The 20,038-nt window shown below is 76.3% G+C and carries 26 protein-coding genes; 12 read left to right on the forward strand and 14 right to left on the reverse strand.

Annotation, left to right across the window (positions count from 1 at the left end; genetic code table 11):
- Window positions 1-24: 24 nt before the first annotated feature.
- Together ACI8AB_RS09735 and ACI8AB_RS09740 are read left to right on the forward strand one after the other, a co-directional pair.
- On the forward strand, window positions 25-660 hold the full coding sequence (locus ACI8AB_RS09735) for a class I SAM-dependent methyltransferase (protein ID WP_456949968.1): 636 nt from the start codon (window positions 25-27) through the stop codon (window positions 658-660).
- A 157-nt stretch (window positions 661-817) separates the two neighbouring features.
- Window positions 818-988: a hypothetical protein gene (locus ACI8AB_RS09740; protein WP_456949969.1), complete on the forward strand. Its 171-nt coding sequence runs from the start codon at window positions 818-820 to the stop codon at window positions 986-988.
- 14 nt (window positions 989-1,002) lie between these two features.
- On the opposite strand, the gene ACI8AB_RS09745 is transcribed toward ACI8AB_RS09740, so the two are convergent.
- The 3 genes from ACI8AB_RS09745 to ACI8AB_RS09755 form a co-directional block, all read right to left on the reverse strand.
- Window positions 1,003-2,295, reverse strand: a complete 1,293-nt coding sequence (locus ACI8AB_RS09745) for an Nramp family divalent metal transporter (RefSeq protein WP_456949970.1) — start codon at window positions 2,293-2,295, stop codon at window positions 1,003-1,005.
- Window positions 2,296-2,407: 112 nt separating this feature from the next.
- Window positions 2,408-3,133 (reverse strand): Mut7-C RNAse domain-containing protein, encoded by a 726-nt coding sequence (locus tag ACI8AB_RS09750; protein ID WP_456949971.1) that lies wholly within the window; start codon window positions 3,131-3,133, stop codon window positions 2,408-2,410.
- A gap of 73 nt (window positions 3,134-3,206) precedes the next feature.
- Window positions 3,207-4,667, reverse strand: a complete 1,461-nt coding sequence (locus ACI8AB_RS09755; RefSeq protein WP_456949972.1) for an aminotransferase class I/II-fold pyridoxal phosphate-dependent enzyme — start codon at window positions 4,665-4,667, stop codon at window positions 3,207-3,209.
- Window positions 4,668-4,786: 119 nt separating this feature from the next.
- Here ACI8AB_RS09755 and ACI8AB_RS09760 point away from each other — a divergent pair, with 119 nt between their 5' ends.
- From ACI8AB_RS09760 to ACI8AB_RS09770, 3 genes are all read left to right on the forward strand, one after another.
- Window positions 4,787-5,299, forward strand: coding sequence for a VOC family protein (locus tag ACI8AB_RS09760; protein ID WP_456949973.1), 513 nt, complete (start codon window positions 4,787-4,789; stop codon window positions 5,297-5,299).
- A gap of 75 nt (window positions 5,300-5,374) precedes the next feature.
- Window positions 5,375-6,178 carry an SDR family NAD(P)-dependent oxidoreductase gene (locus ACI8AB_RS09765; protein WP_456949974.1) on the forward strand — a complete coding sequence of 268 codons (804 nt, stop codon included), beginning with the start codon at window positions 5,375-5,377 and terminating at the stop codon, window positions 6,176-6,178.
- A gap of 22 nt (window positions 6,179-6,200) precedes the next feature.
- On the forward strand, window positions 6,201-6,776 hold the full coding sequence (locus ACI8AB_RS09770; RefSeq protein WP_387991301.1) for a GNAT family N-acetyltransferase: 576 nt from the start codon (window positions 6,201-6,203) through the stop codon (window positions 6,774-6,776).
- Here the strand turns inward: ACI8AB_RS09770 and ACI8AB_RS09775 are convergent.
- Window positions 6,760-7,194 (reverse strand): rhodanese-like domain-containing protein, encoded by a 435-nt coding sequence (locus tag ACI8AB_RS09775; RefSeq protein WP_456949975.1) that lies wholly within the window; start codon window positions 7,192-7,194, stop codon window positions 6,760-6,762. The two genes, ACI8AB_RS09770 and ACI8AB_RS09775, sit on opposite strands and share 17 nt — an antisense overlap.
- A gap of 135 nt (window positions 7,195-7,329) precedes the next feature.
- Between ACI8AB_RS09775 and ACI8AB_RS09780 the strand changes: the two genes are divergently transcribed.
- Both ACI8AB_RS09780 and ACI8AB_RS09785 read left to right on the forward strand, forming a co-directional pair.
- Window positions 7,330-7,995 (forward strand): GntR family transcriptional regulator, encoded by a 666-nt coding sequence (locus ACI8AB_RS09780; protein ID WP_456949976.1) that lies wholly within the window; start codon window positions 7,330-7,332, stop codon window positions 7,993-7,995.
- Window positions 7,979-9,001, forward strand: coding sequence for a 1-aminocyclopropane-1-carboxylate deaminase (locus tag ACI8AB_RS09785; protein WP_387991292.1), 1,023 nt, complete (start codon window positions 7,979-7,981; stop codon window positions 8,999-9,001). The genes ACI8AB_RS09780 and ACI8AB_RS09785 overlap by 17 nt, the downstream gene beginning before the upstream one ends.
- On the opposite strand, the gene ACI8AB_RS09790 is transcribed toward ACI8AB_RS09785, so the two are convergent.
- From ACI8AB_RS09790 to ACI8AB_RS09815, 6 genes are all read right to left on the reverse strand, one after another.
- Window positions 8,973-9,170 (reverse strand): hypothetical protein, encoded by a 198-nt coding sequence (locus ACI8AB_RS09790; protein ID WP_456902086.1) that lies wholly within the window; start codon window positions 9,168-9,170, stop codon window positions 8,973-8,975. The two genes, ACI8AB_RS09785 and ACI8AB_RS09790, sit on opposite strands and share 29 nt — an antisense overlap.
- Before the next feature lie 72 nt (window positions 9,171-9,242).
- Window positions 9,243-9,539 carry a DUF1622 domain-containing protein gene (locus tag ACI8AB_RS09795; RefSeq protein WP_387991287.1) on the reverse strand — a complete coding sequence of 99 codons (297 nt, stop codon included), beginning with the start codon at window positions 9,537-9,539 and terminating at the stop codon, window positions 9,243-9,245.
- Window positions 9,536-9,934 (reverse strand): DUF1622 domain-containing protein, encoded by a 399-nt coding sequence (locus ACI8AB_RS09800; protein ID WP_456949977.1) that lies wholly within the window; start codon window positions 9,932-9,934, stop codon window positions 9,536-9,538. The genes ACI8AB_RS09795 and ACI8AB_RS09800 overlap by 4 nt, the downstream gene beginning before the upstream one ends.
- Window positions 9,935-9,961: 27 nt before the next feature.
- Complete coding sequence (locus tag ACI8AB_RS09805; protein WP_456949978.1) at window positions 9,962-10,660, reverse strand: serine aminopeptidase domain-containing protein; 699 nt, start codon at window positions 10,658-10,660, stop codon at window positions 9,962-9,964.
- Window positions 10,657-10,863 carry a hypothetical protein gene (locus ACI8AB_RS09810; RefSeq protein ID WP_387991279.1) on the reverse strand — a complete coding sequence of 69 codons (207 nt, stop codon included), beginning with the start codon at window positions 10,861-10,863 and terminating at the stop codon, window positions 10,657-10,659. The genes ACI8AB_RS09805 and ACI8AB_RS09810 overlap by 4 nt, the downstream gene beginning before the upstream one ends.
- 29 nt (window positions 10,864-10,892) lie before the next feature.
- On the reverse strand, window positions 10,893-11,915 hold the full coding sequence (locus ACI8AB_RS09815) for an NADP-dependent oxidoreductase (RefSeq protein WP_456949979.1): 1,023 nt from the start codon (window positions 11,913-11,915) through the stop codon (window positions 10,893-10,895).
- Between the two features lie 99 nt (window positions 11,916-12,014).
- On the opposite strand from ACI8AB_RS09815, the gene msrA reads away from it, so the two are divergent.
- From msrA to ACI8AB_RS09830, 3 genes are read left to right on the forward strand one after another with little or no spacing between them, the layout of a single operon-like run.
- On the forward strand, window positions 12,015-12,668 hold the full coding sequence (gene msrA, locus ACI8AB_RS09820) for a peptide-methionine (S)-S-oxide reductase MsrA (protein WP_456949980.1): 654 nt from the start codon (window positions 12,015-12,017) through the stop codon (window positions 12,666-12,668).
- Between the two features lie 14 nt (window positions 12,669-12,682).
- Window positions 12,683-13,591, forward strand: coding sequence for a haloalkane dehalogenase (locus ACI8AB_RS09825; protein ID WP_456949981.1), 909 nt, complete (start codon window positions 12,683-12,685; stop codon window positions 13,589-13,591).
- Window positions 13,588-14,697: a class I SAM-dependent methyltransferase gene (locus ACI8AB_RS09830; protein WP_456949982.1), complete on the forward strand. Its 1,110-nt coding sequence runs from the start codon at window positions 13,588-13,590 to the stop codon at window positions 14,695-14,697. The genes ACI8AB_RS09825 and ACI8AB_RS09830 overlap by 4 nt, the downstream gene beginning before the upstream one ends.
- Window positions 14,698-14,783: 86 nt before the next feature.
- On the opposite strand, the gene ACI8AB_RS09835 is transcribed toward ACI8AB_RS09830, so the two are convergent.
- The 4 genes from ACI8AB_RS09835 to uraD form a co-directional block, all read right to left on the reverse strand.
- A complete protein-coding gene (locus ACI8AB_RS09835; protein ID WP_387991264.1) occupies window positions 14,784-15,278 on the reverse strand; it encodes a phosphoribosyltransferase in 495 nt (164 codons plus the stop codon).
- A 10-nt stretch (window positions 15,279-15,288) separates the two neighbouring features.
- Window positions 15,289-16,209 (reverse strand): factor-independent urate hydroxylase, encoded by a 921-nt coding sequence (gene pucL, locus ACI8AB_RS09840; RefSeq protein ID WP_456949983.1) that lies wholly within the window; start codon window positions 16,207-16,209, stop codon window positions 15,289-15,291.
- 72 nt (window positions 16,210-16,281) lie between these two features.
- Window positions 16,282-16,599 (reverse strand): hydroxyisourate hydrolase, encoded by a 318-nt coding sequence (uraH, locus tag ACI8AB_RS09845; protein WP_456949984.1) that lies wholly within the window; start codon window positions 16,597-16,599, stop codon window positions 16,282-16,284.
- Window positions 16,596-17,093, reverse strand: a complete 498-nt coding sequence (gene uraD / locus ACI8AB_RS09850; protein WP_456949985.1) for a 2-oxo-4-hydroxy-4-carboxy-5-ureidoimidazoline decarboxylase — start codon at window positions 17,091-17,093, stop codon at window positions 16,596-16,598. Before uraD ends, uraH begins: the two co-directional genes overlap by 4 nt.
- Window positions 17,094-17,138: 45 nt before the next feature.
- On the opposite strand from uraD, the gene aceB reads away from it, so the two are divergent.
- Together aceB and ACI8AB_RS09860 are read left to right on the forward strand one after the other, a co-directional pair.
- Entirely contained in the window at window positions 17,139-18,722 is a 1,584-nt protein-coding gene (gene aceB / locus ACI8AB_RS09855) for a malate synthase A (RefSeq protein WP_456949986.1), read from the forward strand.
- Between the two features lie 77 nt (window positions 18,723-18,799).
- The gene (locus ACI8AB_RS09860) at window positions 18,800-20,026 is read left to right on the forward strand and encodes a DUF6986 family protein (protein WP_456949987.1); all 1,227 of its coding nucleotides are present in this window, start codon (window positions 18,800-18,802) and stop codon (window positions 20,024-20,026) included.
- The last annotated feature ends 12 nt before the right edge of the window (window positions 20,027-20,038 follow it).

The following is a 20,038-nucleotide window of genomic DNA, read 5'->3' on the forward strand; positions in this document are numbered from 1 at the left end:
CCGGCGTCGCCGGGACCGTGCCGCATGGCGACCGATCGCCCCCGCCCCGTCTTCAGCCGCTGCTACGACCGGGTGAGCCGGCGCCTCGAGGAGGCCGGCATGGCCGACCTGCGCCGCGAGCTGCTCGCCGGGCTGACCGGCGTGGTGGTCGAGGTCGGGTGCGGCAACGGGCTGAACTTCCGCCACTACCCGCCGGCGGTCACCCGCGTCGTCGCGGTGGAGCCCGAGCCGCGGCTGCGGGCCGCGGCCGAGCGGGCGGCGGGGACGGCTGGCGTCGCCGTCGAGGTGCACGCCGGCACGGCCGACGCGCTGCCGCTGCCCGACGGCGCGGCCGACGCCGCGGTGCTGTGCCTGGTGTTGTGCAGCATCCGGGAGCGGGCGGGGGCGCTCGGCGAGCTGCGCCGGGTGCTGGGTGCCGGCGGGGAGCTGCGGTTCCTCGAGCACACCGTCGCCGAGGACCGGCGGCTGCGGCGGGTGCAGCGCCTGGTCGACGCCACCGTCTGGCCGCTGTTCGCGGGGGGCTGCCACACCGCCACCGACCAGGTCGCCGACATCGAGCGTGCGGGCTTCACGGTGCGGCGGGTGCGGCGCTTCGACTTCCCGCCCGCGCGCGTCCGCGTGCCGGCCAGCCCGCACGTGCTGGGGACGGCGGTCGCCTGATCAGTCCCCGGCGCGCGGGCCGGACAGCCGGTCCAGCCGGTGGCCGACGACGGCCAGGGCGTCCCCGACCGCCGACGACGTCCGGGCCACCGCCGACCTCGCCGCCGCCCGCTCCTGACCCGTCGCGCCTGACCGGACCCGCTGGTTGACTCGGCGGATGGTCTCGCCGATCCCCGAACCGGACCCGGTCATCGACCCGACGGAGCCGGTCCCCGACGACCCGGGCGAGCTGCTCCCCGACGCGCCGGAGCCCCTGCCGCCGGCGCCGGTCGAGCCGACGCCGGACGATCCCGGCGGTGACCCCGGCGGGGTCCCGGAACCCGCCTGAGGCCCGCGGCCGGCTCAGAGGACCAGGCCCACCAGCAGGTGGGCGTTGAGGCCGATGATCAGCAGAGCGACCACCGAACCCGCCACCGTGGTCACGCGCCGGTTCACCCAGCCGCCCATGAGGTCGCGGCGGCTGGTCAGCCACAGCAGCGGCACCAGCGCGAACGGGATCCCGAAGCTGAGCACGACCTGCGACCAGACCAGCGCGGTGGTGGGGTCGCCGCCGAGGACGAGCACGGCCAGCGCCGGGGCGAGGGTGACCAGCCGGCGGACGAGCACCGGGACGTGCCGCTTGAGGAACCCGGCCATCACGACCTGCCCGGCGTGCGTGCCGACCGAGGAGGAGGCGAACCCGCTGGCCAGCAGCGCGACGGCGAAGGCCAGCGCCGCGCCGGCGCCGAGCTGGTCGCCCAGGCCCGCGTGCACGCTCTCCAGCGACGCGATGCCGTCGTCGGCGGTGAACAGCTGCGCGGCGATGACCAGCATCGCCGCGTTGACCAGCCCGGCCAACCCCATGGCCACCAGGACGTCGATCCGCTGGGCCCGCAGCAGCCGGCGCCGTCCCTGCTCGGTCCGGCCCGCGGTGACGACGTCGCCGTAGCGGCCCGGGGTCAGCGCGGAGTGCACGTAGATGACGTGCGGCATGACCGTGGCGCCGAGGATGCCCGCGGCCAGCACCAGGCTCTCCGGGCCGTCGAAGGAGGGCACCATGCCGCCGGCCAGCCCGCCGACGTCGATCCCCGACCCGACCAGCGTGTAGGCGAACCCGGCGCCGATGACCAGCAGCAGCCCGGTGATGACCCGCTCGAACGGCCGGTGCCCCCGCGACTGGGCGCCGAGCAGGACGAAGGCGACGACGGCGGTGATGACCCCGCCGATCGGCAGCGGCACCCCGAACAGCAGGTTCAGCGCCACCGCGCCGCCGACGATCTCGGCGAGGTCGGTGGCGATGGCGACCGCCTCGGCCTGCAGCCACAGCCCCCGGGTGACCGGCCGCGGCAGCCGCTCCCGGCAGTTGGTGGCGAGGTCGCGGCCGGTGGCCAGGCCCAGCTTGGCGGTGAGGCTCTGGATGAGCATCGCCATGAGGTTGGCCGCGACGATCACCCACAGCAGCGTGTAGCCGAACGAGGCGCCGCCGGAGAAGTTGGTGGCGAAGTTGCCCGGGTCGACGTAGGCGACGGCGGCGACGAAGGCCGGGCCGAGCAGCGGCCAGACGCGCCGGCGCCCGGTGGCGGCCGGCGGGGGCGTCCTGGGGGTGCCGACGAGCGTCGTCGGCAGGACGGCGGCCTCGGTCTTCGACAGGTACACGGGGGCCTCGCAGGGGACGGGACGGGGGTTCCTGCCACCCGCTCTGCCCGCCCCGGGTGTCACGGTGGGGCCAGGACGTGGCCCCCGGGGGCCGAGGTGAGGCTGTCCTGGGTCAGCCGGCGGTGAGCCGCCGCGCGCGCTCGACGAGGGCGTCGATCCGGCGGGCGTGCGCTCCGCGCCAGTAGACGCGGCCGCAGCCCGGGCAGCGGGAGAAGTCGGTCGCGGTGCGCCGGGTGCCCGGCTCCAGCTCGCCGGCCACCGCGGCGGCGTCGACGGCGACCGGCAGGCCGTTGCAGGCCGGGCAGCGGGTGAGCGGCGCGAGCGGCGGGCGGAAGCGGTCGAGGACGTCGGCGAGCTGCTCGTCGGGCGCCGCGCCGCGCACCCAGGCGCCCGCCGGCAGTGCGCGGCGCATGAGCAGCCCGCGGTCCTGGGTGAGCAGCACCCGGTCCTCGGCGACGGCGGCCGCGACCAGCTCGGCGTCGTCGGCGTCCGGGGCGCGGGCCTCCGGCGACCACGCGGCGTCCAGGCCCAGCAGCCGCATCCGCCGGGCCAGGGCGCCCAGCCCGACGTCGAGCAGGAAGCCCCCGGGCGGCACCGGCTGGGGCCGGGGGACGGGACGGACGACGACGGTCGCGCCCGGCGGCGGCCGCGCGTCCCGGGACAGGGGGACGCCGTCGACGAGCAGCTCGCCCACCTCGGTCAGCGGGACGCCGGCGGCCTGCACCAGGTGGCCCGCGGTCGCGTCGGGGTCGGCGGCGAGCACCCGCCGGCCCGACGCCCGGTCCCGGGCCGGCAGCAGCGGGCGCAGGGCGTCGTCGACCGCGACCGTGACCGTCACTCGGTGCTCATCCCGCCGCTTCGCGGCCCGTTCGCTCCGCCCCTCGCTCGCCGGCGCCCGCTGCGGTGCCCACTCACTCGATGACGACCCGCAGGCTCTTCATCGTCGGGTCGGCCGCGTCGGGGACGAGCATCCCGGCCTCGACCCCGCTGGTCAGGTAGTCCAGCGCCTCCTGGCTGACCCGCTCGCCCGGTGCGAGCACCGGCACGCCCGGCGGGTAGGGGCTGACCATCTCCGCGACGACGCGGCCGGCCGCCTCCGCGATCGGCACCTGTTCGACGCGGCCGAAGAACGCGTCCCGCGGGGTCATGGCGTTCTCCAGCTCCAGGGCGCGCGGCTCGGGCAGGTCGACCCGCGGGGGGCGCTCCATCGAGCCCGCGCCGTCGACGAGCGCGCGCAGCGCCTCGACCAGCGTCGCCTCCGTCGCGTCGTCGTCGGCGTGGGTGAGGCGGGCGCTGATCCGGCAGGCGTCGGCCGAGCCGACGTCGACGTGCCGCTCGGCGCGCAGCCAGTCCCCGGCCTGGTAGCCGGTGATCCCCAGCTCCCGGACGTCGATCGTGAGCACCAGCGGGTCGAGGTCGAAGGCCATCCCGGGGCCGACCACCTCGCGGCCCATGAGGCGGAGGCCCGCCGTGCCCCGGACCGCCTCCGCGACCCGGCCGGCCCGCTCGATCGCCGCGCCCAGCAGCTCGCGGCCGTGCTCGACCATCTGCCGCCGCCAGCCGTCGAGGGTCAGGTAGACCAGCGCCGAGGAGCTCGTCGTCCCCAGCAGGTCCTCGCGCTGCTTGAGCACGTCGGGGTCCACCCGGTCGCCGCGGAGGTGGAAGACCGACGACTGCTCGACCGCCCCGCCCATCTTGTGCACGCTCGTGACCACGACGTCGGCGCCGGCGTCCATGCCCCAGGCCGGCAGGTCGGGGTGGAAGGGCAGGTGGGCGCCCCAGGCCTCGTCCACGATCAGCGGCAGGTCCCGCCCGTGCAGCACCTCGGCGACGCCGGCGACGTCGGCGCAGGTGCCCCAGTCGGTCGGGGTGATCAGCAGCATGCCCTTGGCCTCGGGGTGGGCGTCGAGCGCGCGCCGGACGTCCTCGGGCTCCGGCGGGTGGGCCAGCTGCCGCTCGGCGTCGAAGTGCGGGTGCACCCATACCGGCCGGATGCCGCTGATGATCAGCCCCGCGACCACCGACTTGTGCGCGTTGCGGCTGACCAGCATGGTCTCGCCCGGCCCGGCCACGGAGATCATCGCGCTCTTGACCGACAGCGAGCTGCCGCAGGTGGAGAAGAACGCCCGGTCGGCGTCGACGGCGTCGGCCATGAGGTCCTCGGCCTGGGTGACCACGCCCTGCGACTCCCGCCGGTCGTCGAGCCCGTTGAGCGACAGGACGTCGCTGCGGAAGACGTCGGCACCGACGACCTCCAGCACCCGCGGGTCGACGCCGCGGCCCTGCTTGTGTCCCGGCGGGCCGTAGACGACGTCGCCGCGGCGGCGGAACTCCTGCAGGGCCTCGAGGACGGGTGCGCGTGAGTGGTCCATGCCGGGCCTCTACCCCGTCGTCCCGCCGCGCAACTGCTTGAACGTTCATCGATCCCCGCGCACACTGGGGGTGCACCTCCGCGGAGGTGCACCCGTCCTCCCCGCACCAGGAGCCCGCGATGCCGGTCCAGCGCCTCAACCACGCCGTCCTCCACGTCCGCGACGTCGAGCGCAGCACCGCCTTCTACCGCGACGTGCTCGGCTTCCGGGTCAAGGCGGAGATCCCCGGCCGGGCGGTGTTCCTGCAGGCCGAGGCGTCGACCAACGACCACGACCTCGGTCTCTTCGCCGCCGGGGCCGACGCCGGGCCGTCGCAGGCCGGCCGCTCGACCGTCGGGCTGTACCACCTGGCCTGGGAGGTGGACACGCTCGCCGAGCTGGCCCGGGTCCGCGACGCCCTGGCCGCCGCCGGGGCCCTGGTCGGCGCCTCCGACCACGCCACCACCAAGGCCCTCTACGCCCAGGACCCCGACGGCCTGGAGTTCGAGGTCTCCTGGCTGCTCCCCGCCGACCGGGTCACCGACGACGTCCGCGCGCAGGCCATGACGACCCGCCCGCTGGACCTCGACACCGAGATCGCCCGCCACGGCGCCGACACCCGCGGCGGGATCGGGGTCTCCGTCGCGGTCTGAGCGGATGGGTCGGTCCCCGCCGGACCGGGCATGACCGGGGCGACCGCAGCCCGCGACCGACCCCCGGGAGTCCCCGTGACCCTGCCCAGCGACCGCCCCCTCGCCCTCGTCACCGGAGCCTCCAGCGGCATCGGCCTGGAGCTGGCCAGACAGTTCGCCGAGAACGGCTTCGACCTGATCGTCGCGGCCGAGGACGACGAGCTGGACGCCGCCGCCGAGACGCTGCGCGGCCTGGGGGCGCACGTCTCGCCGGTCCGCGCCGACCTGTCGCGGTACGAGGGCTGCGAGCTGCTGGTGGCGGCCGTCCGCGGCGCCGGTCGCCCGCTGGCCGCCGCCGCGCTGAACGCCGGGGTCGGCGTCGGCGGGGCGTTCACCGACACCGACCTGTCGCGGGAGCTGGAGATCGTCGCGCTCAACTGCGGGTCGACGGTGCACGTCGGCAAGGCCGTCGCGCAGGACATGGCCGCCCGTGGTGAGGGCCGGATCCTCATCACCTCGTCGGTGGCCTCGCAGGCGCCCCAGCCCTTCCAGGCCGTCTACGGAGCCAGCAAGGCGTTCACCCAGCACCTGGCGCTGTCGCTGCGCGAGGAGCTGTCCGACCGCGGCGTCAGCGTGACCGCCCTGCTGCCCGGGCCCACCGACACCGAGTTCTTCGACCGCGGCGACCTCACCGACACCCGGCTGGGCGCCACCGACGCCAAGGACGACCCGGCGCAGGTCGCCCGGCAGGGCTTCGAGGGCCTGATGAAGGGCGAGGCGTCGGTGTTCGCCGGGTCGCTGGCCAGCAAGGCGATGGGCCGGCTGTCGGCGATCACGCCGGGCAACGTGGCGGCCAAGCTCAACCGGAAGATGGCCGAGCCGGGCTCCGGGGAGGACTGAGCCCTCCGGCACGATCGGGGGCGTGACCGACGTCGTCCCCGCCCCCGTCGAGGTGCCCGCCGGCCCGCTGCGCCTGCGCCCGTGGCGGGCCGGCGACGCCGGGACCGTCCACGCCGCCCTCACCGACCCGGCCACGACCGTGTGGAGCAACCCGGGCCGGGTGGCCACGCTCGAGGACGCGCGGATCTGGGTGGCCCGCCGCGCCGACTGGAGCAGCGGGCGGATCGCCGCCTGGGCCGTCGTCGACGCCGCCGGCGGCGAGCTGCTCGGCTCGGTCAACCTGCACTCGATCGACCTCGACCAGGGCGACGCCGAGGTGGGCTACTGGACGGTGCCCGCCGCGCGCGGCCGCGGGGTGGCCCCCCGCGCCGTCGACGCCGCGCTGCGCTGGGGCTTCGCCGCGCTGCCGGTCGACCGGGTCGAGCTGGTGCACGCGGTGGAGAACCCGGCGTCGGGCCGGGTGGCGGAGAAGGCCGGGTTCACCTTCGAGGGCCGGCTGCGCCGCTCGTTCCGCTACGGCGACGGCGTCAAGCACGACGAGCTGCTGTGGGCCCGCCTGGCCGACGACGACGTCCCCGACCTCAGCACCCGCAGCTGACCGGCGCGGTCAGCGGGTCGACGTCCGGGCGGGTGAGGCCGTCCGCGGTCTCGACCGGCAGCCCCTCCCGCGCCCAGTACTCGAAGCCGCCGATCATCTCCCGCACCCGGTAGCCGAGCAGCGCCAGCACCAGCGCCGCGCGGGTGGCCCCGTTGCAGCCCGGGCCCCAGCAGTAGGTGACCACCGGGACGGACCGGTCCAGCTCGGCCTCCGCGCGGGCGGCGACCTCGCGGCCGGGCAGGTGGACGGCGCCGGGCACGTGCCCCTGGTCCCACGCCTCCCCGCTGCGGCTGTCGAGCAGCACGAAGCCCGGCTCACCCGAGCGCAGCGCGGCGTACACGTCGGACACGTCGGTCTCCACGGCCAGCCGGCGGGCGAAGTGCGCAGCCGCGTCGGCGGGTTCGGTGCTCCAGTCCATGCTCGTGATCATGTGGCCCGGTCCCCGCCCCGACGAGGCCCGCGCCTGCCACCGGGCGCCGGTTTCCCGCCTTCCGCGCGCGCGGACGGCGCCCGGGGGTTGACGCCACCGTCTCTGACATCTGAGATGTCAGTTGTGACCGCTCCGCTCGTGCCCGTCGGACGGGTGCTGCTGCGCGACCAGGCGCTGGCCCGCATCCGGTCCGCGATCGTCAGCGGCGACCTCGCGCCCGGCGCCGTCGTCAAGGACACCGAGCTGGCCACCCGCCTCGGCCTGTCGGTGGCGCCGGTGCGTGCCGCGCTGGCCAAGCTCGTCGACGAGGGGCTGGTCGAGGCCAAGCCGCAGAGCCACACGCGGGTCACCCCGCTGCGGCCGCGGCAGGTGCACGACGCCGCCGTCGTGGTCCGGGCGATGCACGAGCTGGCCGCCCGGGAGGCGGCCGGCCGGGTGACCGGCGACGACGTCGCCGCGATGCGCGCGGCCAACGAGCGCTTCGCCGCGGCCGTGGACGCCGGGGACCTCGACGCGGCGCTGGCCGCCGACGACGAGCTGCACGGCGTGCTGCTCGACCGGGCCGGCAACACCGCACTGACCGCGACCGTCGAGCGGCTCACCCCCGCCGTCCGCCGCCTGGAGCGGGCCCGGTTCGCCGCGGCGCACGGCCGCGGGTCCGTCGCCCTGCACGAGCGCCTGATCACCGCCTGCGAGGCCGCCGACGTCGACGCCGCCGTCGCCACCACCACCGAGATCTGGACGGCCCTGCTGTCCGAACTGGAGGACCCCCGTGACGACCCTCGCTGACTTCCCCCGCACCCCGCTGCTGTTCGGCCCCTCGCCGGTGCACCGGCTGGACCGGCTCACCGCGCACCTCGGCGGCGCCGGGGTCTGGGCCAAGCGGGAGGACTGCAACTCCGGCATCGCCTACGGCGGCAACAAGACCCGCAAGCTCGAGTACCTCGTCGCCGACGCGCTCGCCCGGGGCTGCGACACCCTCGTCTCGATCGGCGGCGTGCAGAGCAACCACACCCGGCAGGTGGCCGCCGTCGCCGCGCACGTCGGGCTGTCGTGCGTGCTGGTGCAGGAGAGCTGGGTCGACTGGCCCGACGCCGTGTACGACAAGGTCGGCAACATCCTGGTCAGCCGGCTCGCCGGGGCGGACGTGCGGCTGGTCAGGGCCGGGTTCGGCATCGGGTTCAAGGAGAGCTGGGAGGCCGCGCTCGCCGAGATCGAGGCGCGCGGCGGCAGGCCCTACGCCATCCCGGCCGGCGCCAGCGACCACCCGCTCGGCGGGCACGGGTTCGCCAACTGGGCGCTGGAGGTGGCGCAGCAGGAGGCCGAGCTCGGCGTCTTCTTCGACACCGTCGTCGTCTGCTCGGTCACCGGGTCCACGCAGGCCGGGATGGTCGCCGGGTTCGCGCTGCTCGAGGAGCAGGGTGGCCGGCCGCGGCGGGTCCTCGGCGTCGACGCCTCCGCCAAGCCCGCCGAGACCCGCGACCAGGTGCTGCGCATCGCCCAGCGGACGGCACGGGCGATCGGCGTGCAACGCGAGCTGACCCTCGACGACGTCGAGCTCGACGAGCGCTACCACGGCGGCGTCTACGGCATCCCCGACGCGGCGACGATCCGCGCCATGGAGACCGCCGCCCGCACCGAGGGCATGGTCACCGACCCCGTGTACGAGGGGAAGTCGATGGCCGCGCTGCTCGACCTGGTCGGCCGCCGCGAGATCGACCCGTCGTCGACCGTGCTCTACGCCCACCTCGGCGGCCAGCCCGCGCTCAACGGCTACAGCGCGCTGTTCTCCTGAGGAGACGGCGGCCGGTCCCCCAGGAGGCCGGCCGCCGATCCGGGGAGCCGGTCGCGGCCAGCTCGCCGGCCAGCTCCTCGACGCGGGCGAGGACGCCGGAGATCCCCACGTGGTCCTCGGCCATCTCGTCGAGCACCGGCTGCAGCTCCGGGAACCGCCGGGCCAGCACCGGGACGGCGCCGGCGTCCTCGCCGGTGTGGTGGGCGGTGCACGCGGCGCAGCCCGGCGCCGAGGGGATGGGTCATCGGGTCCTGTCCGGGGTCGTGCGGGACGGGGGCGGGGACAGGGCCCGGCCGCCCGCCCGCAGGCCCGCGCCGATCACCCGGCGCAGCGCGACGACGGCGGCCGCGGTGCCCACCGACGACCACGTCGGCTCGGTGGCCAGGCGCAGCAGCCCCGCCGCGAGCAGGAGGTCCAGGAACACCGCGAGGGCGAGGCGCGGGCGCCGGGTGCTCGCGAGCGCCACCACCCCGGCGACCAGGGCGAGCCCGCTGACGCCGAGGGCCAGCAACCCGGGAACGGGGCCGAGCGAGGTCACACCCCGCGTCCGCGGTGCTCCGCCGACGCCGGGTCGGGCGCCGGCGCACCGGTCTCCTCGGCCACCTGCCGCCGCTCCTCGGCGATCTCCTTGGACAGGAACCAGTTCAGCGCCGTGCGGATCGCCGCGACCGCCGCCAGCTGCCCGAGCTCGCGGAAGCTCGGCGCGACCGCCGTCCGCAGCACGTCGCTGGCCAGCTGGAACTCCAGGCCCAGGGCGAGGAACCGGCCCAGGGTGAGGCGGACCGGCACGAAGGCCGACGACCCGCCGCGGCGCAGCCCCACCCACAGGAAGCGGGCGAAGGCCCACAGCGCGCCGGCGAAGATGACCACGGCCCCGCACGCCTCGACGACGGTGACCATGACGCCGACGACGTCGGCGAGCACTTCCTCCACGCGCACTCCCAGTCCTGAAGCGCCGCCTCACAGCGGGACGGCGAGCCCCTCCCCGTCCGGGGCGCCCAGAGCGTCCCCCAGGTCGGCACGCCACGGGGCCAGCCCGGCCCCGGCCAGGACGACGTCGCGGACCAGCGCGTGCCATCGGCCGACCCGGCGCACCATGCCGTGCCCGCCGGGCAGGGTGAACCGCGCGACCCGCGCGCCGGCCCGGTGCGCGCGCACGGCGAAGTCCGCCGACAGCCGCGCCGGCACCCAGCGGTCGCCGCGGCCGTGGGCGAGGACGACGGTGCGGCCGCGCAGGTGGCCGACCGGCTCGCCGGGCGGCGTCCACGGCGCGAGCCCGCAGACCGCGGTCACCGACGGGTCGTCGCCGGCGCGCAGCACCGCCCGGCCGCCCATCGAGTGCCCCACCAGCACCACCGGGACGTCGCCGTGCCGCTCGCGCACGCGGTCCAGCGCCCAGCGGACGTCGGCGTGCGCGTCCGCGGCGACCCCGTTCCAGCCCGCCACGCGGTAGCGGACCAGGTAGGTCTCCACCCCCCGACCCGCCGCGGCGCGGGACACCGCCTCCTGGATCGCCCGCATCCGCACCAGGGACAGCGCGCGCTCACGCGGCGGCTCGACGCTGGCCACCGTGCCCCCGTGCGCGAAGACGGCGACCGCGCGGGTGGGCGCGGTCGCCGGTAGGTGGTCGAGGGCCGGGACCCGCTCCGCGGTGGTCACCGGCGCCGTCGGCCACCGCCGCGCAGCCGGGCCCGCGCCCGGTCGCCGAGGTCGCCGGCCCGCAGCAGCCCGCGGCTGAGCTGGGTCGGCCCGGTCCGCCGCTCGAGGGCGAGCCCGGCACGCCGGAGCAGCCCGGTGCCCAGCGGGACGAGGACGGTCACGATGAACCAGACCCGCAGCCGGCGGGTGAGGAGCAGCCACATGTCCGGCCCCTTCCCGGTGCCGTCCCGCCTCAATCCGGGTCGGGCGCCAGCCGGACGACCATCTTCCCGGTGTTGGCCCCCTTGAGCAGGTCGAGGAAGGCCGCCACGGCGTTCTCCAGGCCCTCGTAGACGGTCTCGCGGACGGCGAGCTGCCCCGACCGGATCCAGCCGGACACCGTCTCGGTGAACTCGCCGTGCAGGTCGGTGTGGTCGCCGACGAGCAGCCCGGTGACCGCGAGCCGCTTGGCGATCATCAGCGAGCTGAAGTTCTTCGGCCCGGGCACCGACTCCGTGGCGTTGTAGCCCGAGATGGCGCCGCAGATCGCCACCCGGCCGTGCACGTGCAGCGCACCCAGCGCGGCGTCGAGGTGCTCGCCGCCGACGTTGTCGAAGTAGACGTCGACGCCGTCGGGCGCGGCCTGCGCGAGCAGGTCCTTCACCCGCCCGTCGTGGTAGTCGAAGGCGGCGGTGAAGCCGATCTCGCGCAGCCAGGCCACCTTGTCCGGGCTGCCCGCGCTGCCGACCACCGCCGAGGCGCCGCGCAGCCTCGCGAACTGCCCGACCGCGCTGCCCACCGCCCCGGCCGCGCCGGAGACGAACACGGCGTCGCCCTCCCGGAAGGCGGCCACCCGGAACAGTCCGGCCCAGGCGGTCAGCCCCGGCATCCCGAGGACGCCGAGGGAGTAGGTCAGGGGCAGGTCCTCGGTGGCCGGCAGCTGCCGGACCGCGCGGGCGTCGAGGACGGCGACGTCGCGCCAGGCGGCGTCGGTGAGCACCAGCGCGCCCTCGGGCACGTCGGGGGAGCGGGACTCGACGACGCGGCCGACGGCGCCGCCCCTCATCACCTCGCCGACCTCCCACGGCGCCGCGTACGAGGGGCCCAGCCGCATCCGCCCGCGCATGTACGGGTCCACCGACATGGCGACCATCCGCACCACCACCTGGCCCTCGGCCGGGTCCGGGTGCTCGACCTCGACCAGCCGGAAGTCGTCGGGGGTGGGCTCGCCGTGGGGACGGGCGGCCAGGTGCCACTCGCGGGCGGTGATCGGCACGGTCGCTCCCTGCGTCGTCGATCCGGGTCCGCGGGTGATCCTGCCGCCGTCCCGACGCGGCCGCGCCGCCGGGTGGTGCGGTCGTCCTAGGCTCGGATCATGTTGTTCTCCCGGTCCAGGACCCAGCCGGTGTCGCCGGAGGACGCGCTGCCGGGTCGTCCCGACCCGCTGCCGCACGTCCCGGAGACCCACGCGGTGAACGGCAACCGCATCCGGCCGCCGTTCCCCGAGGGGATGCAGACCGCCGTGTTCGGCGCGGGCTGCTTCTGGGGCGTCGAGAAGGTGTTCTGGCAGGTGCCCGGCGTGTACTCCACGGCCGCCGGCTACGCGGGCGGGTACACGCCGAACCCGACCTACGAGGAGGTGTGCTCGGCGCGCACCGGGCACACCGAGGTCGTGCTCGTCGTCTTCGACCCCGCCGCCGTCACCTACGGCGAACTGCTCAAGGTCTTCTGGGAGGACCACGACCCCACCCAGGGCATGCGGCAGGGCAACGACGTCGGCACGCAGTACCGCTCGGCGGTCTACTTCGGGACGCCGGAGCAGGAGGCCGCCGCCCGCGCCAGCCGCGACCAGTACCAGGAGCGGCTGAGAGCGGCCGGCTACGGCGACGTCACCACCGAGATCGCCCCGCTCGGTGACTTCTTCCACGCCGAGGACCACCACCAGCAGTACCTGCACAAGGTGCCGAACGGCTACTGCCCGGTGCACTCGACCGGCGTGAGCTGCCCGGTCGGCCTCCCCGGCGTGTGACCTCAGGGAGACCCGTGGACGTCGTCCGCACGCCGGAGGAGCGGTTCGCCGCGCTGCCGGACTTCCCGTACCCGCCCACGTACGTCACCGTCGACGGCGGGGACGGCACGCCGCTGCGGGTCGCGGTGGTCGACGTCGGCCCGGCCTCCGGCGAGGTCGTCGTCCTGCTGCACGGCGAGCCGTCCTGGTCCTTCCTCTGGCGGCGCGTGATCCCGGAGCTCACCGCCGCCGGCCTGCGCGTCGTCGCCCCCGACCTGGTCGGCTTCGGCCGCTCGGACAAGCCCACCGACCCGGCCGCCTACAGCTACGCGGCGCACGTCGAGTGGATGCGCCGGACGCTGTTCGAGGGCCTCGGCCTGGTGGGGGTCACGCTGGTCGGCCAGGACTGGGGCGGGCTGGTCGGCCTGCGTCTGGCGGCCGAGCACCCCGACCGGTTCGCCCGGCTCGTCGTCGCCAACACCGGCCTGCCCACCGGCGACGCCCCGATGAGCGAGGCCTTCCTCGCCTGGCAGCGGTTCGCCGCCACCGCGCGGGCGTTCGACGTCGGCCGGGTCGTCGCCAACGGCACGGTCACCGAGCTGCCGCCCGAGGTGGTCGCCGCCTACGACGCGCCGTTCCCCGACGAGGCGTCCAAGGCCGGCGCCCGCGTCTTCCCGAGCCTCGTGCCGACGGCGCCCGACGACCCCGCCGCGGCCGCCAACCGGGCGGCGTGGGAGGTCCTCACCCGCTGGGAGAAACCGCTGCTCACCGCCTTCTCCGACTCCGACCCGATCACCGGCGGCGGCGACCGCGTCTTCCAGCGGCTGGTGCCCGGCGCCCGGGGCGTGCCGCACACGACCCTGCGCGGCGGCGGGCACTTCCTCCAGGAGGACGTCGGCCCGGAGCTGGGCCGCGTCGTCGCCTCCTTCGTCGCCGCCACGTGACCCCCGACGCGGTGCTCGCGCAGTTGCGGCGGGAGCCCGACGTCGAGGCCCCGGACCTGGTCGCCGTCGACGCCACCGACCGGCTGCTGCTCGACACCGCCGGGGACCTGACCGGGCAGCGGGTGGTCGTCGTCGACGACGCGTACGGCGCGCTCACCCTCGGCGCGGTCGCGGCCGGAGCGCGCGACGTCCGGGTGGCCCAGGACCTGCTGGTCGGCGAGCGGGCCCTGGCCCTCAACGCCGAGCGCACCGGCCTGACCGGCACCCACCGCCCGGGGAGCCTGGACGCCGCCCTGTTCGACGGCGCGACGCTCGTGCTGGCCCGCGCGCCCAAGGCCCTCGACGCGCTCCGGGAGCTGACCGAGCTGGCCGCGGCGGCGGCCGCCCGGGACGTCACCGTGCTGGTCGGCGGGCGGGTCAAGCACATGACGCTCGGCATGAACGACGTGCTGCGCACCGGGTTCGCCGAGGTCTCGGCCACCCTCGCCCGGCAGAAGTCGCGGGTGCTGGTCGCCCGCGGGCCGCGACCCGGCGTCGCGCCGTCCTTCCCCCGCTGCCGGCACGACGACGTCCTGGACCTCGACGTCTGCGCGCACGGCGCCGCGTTCGCCGGGGCCCGGGTCGACGAGGGCACCCGGCTGCTCGTCGCCGCGCTCGACGCCGCCGCCCCGGAGGCGCGCACCGCCCTGGACCTCGGCTGCGGCACCGGCGTGCTGGCCGCCGTCCTCGCCCGCTCCCGGCCGGACCTGGAGGTGGCCGCCACCGACCAGTCGGCCGCCGCGGTCGCCTCCGCGCGGGCCACGCTCGCCCGCGCCGGGCTGGATCGGGTGCGGGTCCTGCGCGACGACGCCGCCGCGACCGTGCCCGACGCGAGCGTGGACCTGGTCGTCTGCAACCCGCCGTTCCACCTCGGCGCCGCCGTCGTCACCGCCGCCGCCGACCGCCTGTTCGCCGCCGCGGCGCGGGTGCTGCGGCCGGGCGGGGAGCTGTGGACGGTCTACAACAACCGGCTGCCGCACCGGGCGGCGCTGCGGCGGCTGGTCGGCTCGACCCGCCCGGCCGCGCACGACCGCCGGTTCACCGTCACCGTCTCCACCCGGCGCTGACCGCCGGGCCCGTCAGAGCGCCGGGACCAGGAGCTCGCACACCGCCCGCACGTTCTCCGGCGTCACCGGTTCGGGCTCGACGGCCGTCAGTGCGGCGGGCGGGTGCTGCGGGTGCGCACCGGCGGCAGCGACGACCACGGGAAGTCGATCCACCGGTCGGTGCGCTTCCACACGTAGTCGCAGCTGACCACCGAGCGCGGCTTCTCGTAGACGACCGCCGTCCGCACGTCGGAGACGTAGCCCGCGCAGAAGTCGCGGACCAGCTCCAGCGTCTTGCCCGTGTCCGCGACGTCGTCGGCGACCAGCACGTTCGCGCCGGTCAGGTCGACGGCGTCCAGCGTCGGCGGGAGCACCACCGGCAGGTCCAGCCGCTCGTCGACGCCGGTGTAGAACTCCACGTTCATCACGAACAGGTTCTTGACGTCGAGCGCGTAGCCCAGCGCCCCGCCGAGGAACAGCCCGCCGCGGGCGATCGACAGGACCAGGTCGGGCTCGAAGCCGTCGTCGGCGACCTGCTGCGCCAGCTCCCGCGCCGCGGTGCCGAACAGCTCGTAGGTCAGGACCTCGCGCTCGTCGCTCACGGCCCCCACCTCAGCAGAAGCCCGGCGTGCCCAGCCACGCGACCTCGGCCGGCGGGACGTCGTCGCGGAGCACGCTGCCCTCGATGAGCCCGTAGGGGCGGTCGTCGGCGTGGTAGACGACGGGGTGGTCCGAGCCGGGGGTGTTGTCCAGGCCGTACGCCGAGAGGTCCTGCAGGAAGTGGTGCCTGTTGGGCATCGACAACCGCACCTCGGCGACGTCGGGGAAGGCCTCGAGCACCGCCTGGCCCATCCGGTACAGCGTCTGCTGCAGCGCGAGGGAGTGCGTGGCGGCGAACGCCTCGAGCAGCACCGTCCGGACGCCGGCGTGCAGGCCCGACCAGTCCCTGCCGTCGAGTGCGCCGTCGGCCGGGGTGTACCGCCAGCGCGCGGTGACCGCGGTGGCGAGGACGCGGTCGCGGGTCTCGGCCAGCGTCGTGTACCGGTCGCGGGGGAAGCCCCAGAACTCCGAGCCGGTGGTCTTGAGGACGACGAGGTCGGACAGGCCGGCCAGCACGTGCACGTCGTCGCCGTCCACGGTGGCCACCGCCGTCCGGACCTCCCCGCCCGGCCGGCGGAAGGCGTGGTCGTGCGGCTGCCCGCCGACGGCGATCCGCTCCCAGCCGTAGGACTCCACGGCCACGCGGGCGCCGGTGATCCAGTCGTAGGACCCGGCCAGGTGGCGGGCCAGCCGCAGCCCGAACGCCTCCGGGGAGCCGACGCCGTCGCGGGCGAAGGCGAAGACGGTGTTCTTCTGCGCGTCGGTGGTCAGCACGTGCGCGTTGTCGCCCCGCGTGTGCGCGGCGGTGAAGTCCCCGCGCAGGCTGGTGCTCACGTTGAGGTCGACGAGCTCGTGCCGGGGGGAGCTGCGGTCGACCGCGACGACGCGGACCTCCGCCTTCCCGTACTGGTTGGGTCCGAGCACGATCGCCATGCGCGCAGCCTGCCGCACACCCGTTGCGCCGGTGTTGCACTGCGCCGGTGTTGCACGTGGAACCGGCGCGCCTCAGCTGCCCCGGTAGGTGGAGTAGGCGAACGGCGAGAGCAGCAGCGGCACGTGGTGGTGCTCGGCGGGCGCGGTGACGGCGAAGGTCAGCGTCACCTCCGGCCAGAAGGCGTCCACCCCGCGCCCGGCGAACCAGGGGCCGGTGGCGAACACCAGCCGGTGCGGCCCGGCGGTGGTGGCGCCCTCCGTCAGCCGGCAGCGGCCGTCGGCGTCCGTGGTGCCCTCGGCGAGCAGGTCGTCGCCCGCGAGCAGCCGGACGGCGATGCCGGCGGCCGGCCGCCCGGCGACGGCGTCGAGGACGTGGGTGGAGACGCTCACGCCACGAGCTCCCGCACCCGCAGCTCGGTGATCTGGGCGAGCTGCTCGACCACCTCGGCGCGCTCGGCGTCGGCGTCGTCGCCCAGCCGGCGGCGCAGCTCGGCGAGCATCTCCTCCGGCGACCGCCCGGCCGCGCGGATCAGGTAGACGTGCCCGAACCGCTCCTCGTAGGCGCGGTTGCCCTCGACGATCGCGGCGCGGGTGTCGTCGTCGGCCCCGCCCATCGACCCCTGCTCCCGGCGGGAGGCCGCCGCCTCGGCCGAGGAGCCCTCCACCCGGTCGCCGATGCGCGGGTGCGCGGCCAGCGCCAGCTGCACCTCGTCCCACGGCAGCGACCGGGCCACCTCCCCGGCCCGGCGGACGAGGGTGTCGGCGTCGGGGAACGGGCGGCCGGCGACCAGCTCGGCGGCGAAGCGCGGCGCGGCGTTGCAGCCGCGCAGCTGCTCGACGGCGGCGTCGGCGGGCTCGCTGTTGAACTCGTCGAGGCGGGACACGGTGACAGGATGGCAGCCCATCCCGGCCGGCAGAGGGGACCAGCGGTGAGCCTCGACACCAGCGGAGTGCGCGTGGAGGGCCCCGACGTCGAGCGGTCCGGGGAGGTGCTGACACCCGAGGCGCTGGAGTTCGTCGCGGACCTGCAGCGCCGGTTCGGCCCGCAGCGCGACGCGCTGCTCGCCGCCCGCGCCACCCGCCGCGCCGAGATCGCCGCCGCCCGCTGGCTGGACTTCCGCCCGGAGACGGCGGAGATCCGCGACGGCGACTGGCGGGTGCCCCCGCCGCCGCCCGGCCTGGTCGACCGCCGCGTGGAGATCACCGGCCCGACCGAGCCGAAGATGGCGGTCAACGCGCTCAATTGCGGCGCGAACGTGTGGCTGGCCGACTTGGAGGACGCCAACACCCCGCACTGGCGCAACGTCGTCGGCGGCCAGCTGGTGCTCCGCGACGCCGTCCGCCGGCAGCTGGCGTTCACCACGCCCGAGGGCCGGGAGTACCGGCTGCGCGAGGGTGGCGACCTGCCCACGATCGTGCCCCGCCCGCGCGGCTGGCACCTGCCCGAGCGGCACCTGCTCGTCGACGGGCAGCCCGCCGTCGGCGCGCTGGTCGACGCCGGGCTGTACCTGTTCCACAACGCCGCCGAGCAGCTGTCCCGCGGCAGCGGGCCGTACTTCTACCTCCCGAAGATGGAGGGCCGGCTCGAGGCCGGGCTGTGGAAGCTGGTGTTCGACCACGCCGAGCAGGTGCTCGGGATCCCCGAGGGCTCGATCCGCGCCACGATGCTGATCGAGACCATCCCGGCGGCCTTCGAGATGGAGGAGATGCTGTACGCGCTGGGCAGCCACGCCACCGGCCTCAACGCCGGGCGCTGGGACTACCTGTTCAGCGTCATCAAGGTCTTCCGGGAGGCCGGTCCGGACTTCGTGCTGCCCGACCGGGGCGCCGTCACCATGACCGCGCCGATGATGCGCGCCTACACCGACCAGCTCGTCGCCGTCTGCCACCGCCGCGGCGCCGTGGCCATCGGCGGCATGGCCGCGGCGATCCCCTCGCGGCGCGACGCCGAGGCCAACGAGCGGGCGCTGGCGAAGGTCCGCGAGGACAAGACCCGCGAGGCCGGCGACGGCTTCGACGGGTCCTGGGTGGCCCACCCCGACCTGGTGCCGGTCTGCCGCGAGGCCTTCGACGCCGTCCTCGGCGACCGCCCCAACCAGCTCGACCGGCAGCGCCCCGAGGTGGCGGTGACCGCGGCACAGCTGCTCGACGTCGCCGGTGTCCCGGGCGGGCGCACGATGGCCGGCCTGCGTGCCGACGTCGAGGTGGCGATCCGCTACCTGGCGGCGTGGTTGGGCGGCAGCGGCGCGGTCGGCATCCACGGCCTCATGGAGGACGCCGCCACCGCCGAGATCAGCCGCTCCCAGGTGTGGCAGTGGGTGCACGCCGGGGTGCAGCTCGACACCGGCGAGACGGTGACCGGGGAGCTGGTGCGCCGCGTCGTCGCCGAGGAGGTCGAGGGGATCGGCGAGCTGCCGCGCCTCGACGACGCCCGGCGGCTGTTCGAGCAGGTCGCGCTGGCCGACGAGTTCCCCGACTTCCTCACCCTCCCCGCCTACGAGCTCATCGATTGAAGGACCCCCGTGCCCCCCGCCACTCACGAGCTCGCCGCGGGCCCCTGCACGGGGGCCGAACCGATCCGAGCTGCGCCGTGACCCTGGGCGAGGACGTCTACGCCGAGCTGGACCGCCGCCTGGCACCCGTCGACGCCGCCCGCACGGCCGCGTACCCCGGCGAGCGGCCGGGGCGGCAGCCGGTGCACACCTGCTACGTGCCCGCCGACGCCGTCGTCCCGGGCCTGGCCGCCGCGTGGGGCGCCGCGGCGCTGACCGCGCTCGACGAGCACGGCCTGCCCGACCTCGGCTACGACGCCGCGCTGCTCGAGCAGGTGCTGCCCCGGGTGCGCGCCAAGCTCGCCGCCGAGCCGGTCGAGGACCTGCGGGTCGACGCCGAGGACGGTTACCGCGGCCGGCCCGACGCCGAGGACGGCGACGTCCTGCGCGCGGCCGAGGCCCTGGCCGGCGACCTCGACGCCGGGACGGCGCCGCCGTCGGTGGGCATCCGGGCCAAGTCGCTGGAGGGACCCACCCGCCGCCGCGGCGTCCGCTCCCTCGACCTGTTCCTCTCCGCCGTCAGCGCTCCGCGGGCCACCGTCACCCTCCCGAAGGTGACCGACGTCGAGCAGGTGCGGGCCTTCCTGCCCGTCCTCGACGCGCTGGAGGCCGCGCACGGCGTCGCTCTCGACCTCGAGCTGCAGGTGGAGACCCCGCAGGCGGTGCTCGGCGCCGACGGCGCGGTGACCCTCGCGCGGATGGTGCACGCCGCCGGCCCGCGGCTGACCGGCCTGCACCACGGCACCTACGACTACAGCGCGGCGCTGGGCATCGCGGCGGCGCACCAGTCCTCCGACCACCCGGCGCTCGACCTCGCCAAGCAGCTCATGCAGGTCGCCGTCGCCGGGACCGGCGCCCGGGCGGTCGACGGCTCCACCAACGTCCTCCCCGTCGGCTCCCGCGAGCAGGTCCACGCCGGCTGGCGGGTGCACGCCGGGCTGGTCCGCCGGGCGCTGGAGCGCGGCCTCCACCAGGGCTGGGACCTGCACCCCGCGCAACTGGTCACCCGGTACGCGGCCACCTACGCCTTCTTCCGCGGCGCCCTGCCGGCCGCGGCCGCGCGGCTGACGGCCTACGTCGAGCGGGTCGACGGCGGGGTCCTCGACGAGCCGGCCACCGCCCGCGCGCTGGCCGGCGTGGTGCTGCGCGGCCTGGACTGCGGCGCCGTCGACCCGGCCGAGGCCGCCGCCGCGACGGGGCTGGACCGCGCCGCCCTCGACACCCTGGCCGGGCGGGGCGCGGCGGGTCCCGGGAGCAGCGCCTAGGCTGCCCTCCGT

This window comes from Geodermatophilus sp. SYSU D00698, assembly GCF_054050335.1.